The following is a 1,134-nucleotide window of genomic DNA, read 5'->3' on the forward strand; positions in this document are numbered from 1 at the left end:
ATTTCATCCGGCCCATGCACGGGCGACGGGGTGAAACGCAGGCGTTCGGTGCCGCGGGGGACGGTTGGGAAATTGATCGGCTGGACATAGATGCCATAGTCATCCAGCAATCGGTCGCTGAGGATTTTGGTATGCACCGGATTGCCAACGATCACCGGCACAATGTGGCTGCCATGATCGATCAGCGGCAGGCCCAGCCCTTTCAGGCGCAGCTTGAGGATGTTGGCCTGGGTCTGGTGCTGCTCGCGCAGCTCGGGCGTGCGTTTGAGATACGCAACCGATGCCGCTGCCCCAGCCGCAACCGCAGGTGGCAGCGACGTGGTGAAGATAAAGCCCGGTGCATATGACCGGATCGCGTCGCACATCTTGGCGCTGGCCGCGATGTAGCCGCCCATGACGCCGTAAGCCTTGGCCAGAGTGCCGTTGATGATGTCGATGCGATGCGCCAGCCGGTCACGTTCGGTCACACCACCACCACGGGTGCCGTACATGCCGACCGCGTGGACCTCATCAATATAAGTCAGTGCACCAAATTCGTCGGCCAGATCGCAGATCTCTTCGATGGGGCCAAAATCACCATCCATCGAATAGACCGACTCAAAGGCGATCAGCTTGGGGGCTGCCGGGTCATCCGCTGCCATCAGCTCGCGCAGATGGGCGACGTCATTGTGGCGGAAGATGCGCTTGGCACCGCCATTGCGGCGCACGCCTTCAATCATCGAGGCATGGTTCAGCGCGTCGGAATAAATAATCAGGCCGGGGAACAGTTTGGGCAGCGTGCTCAGCGTCGCATCATTGGCGATATAGGCGCTGGTGAACAGCAGCGCGGCTTCCTTGCCATGCAGGTCGGCCAACTCGGCCTCAAGCCGCTTGTGATACACCGTCGTGCCCGAAATGTTGCGCGTCCCGCCCGAGCCCGCACCCGCCGCGTCAACCGCTTCGTGCATGGCCTCCAGCACAATAGGGTTCTGCCCCATGCCCAGATAATCATTGCCGCACCAAACGGTGATATTCTGCTGAGACCCGTCCGGACAGGTCCGCACCGCATGCGGGAAATGCCCGTTGCGACGTTCAATATCTATAAACGTCCGGTAACGACCTTCGTCATGCAGCCTGGCAATCGCTGTTTCGAGC

General features: G+C 60.5%; 1 protein-coding gene. It reads right to left on the minus strand.

Going from position 1 to position 1,134, the window contains the following annotated elements; genetic code table 11:
* Nucleotides 1-1,134: 5-aminolevulinate synthase (hemA, locus tag Q1B46_RS22140; RefSeq protein WP_299952067.1), on the minus strand; the 1,134-nt coding region annotated here is incomplete at both ends.

The sequence above is a fragment of the uncultured Ruegeria sp. genome (assembly GCF_947500045.1).
GTDB lineage: Bacteria > Pseudomonadota > Alphaproteobacteria > Rhodobacterales > Rhodobacteraceae > Ruegeria.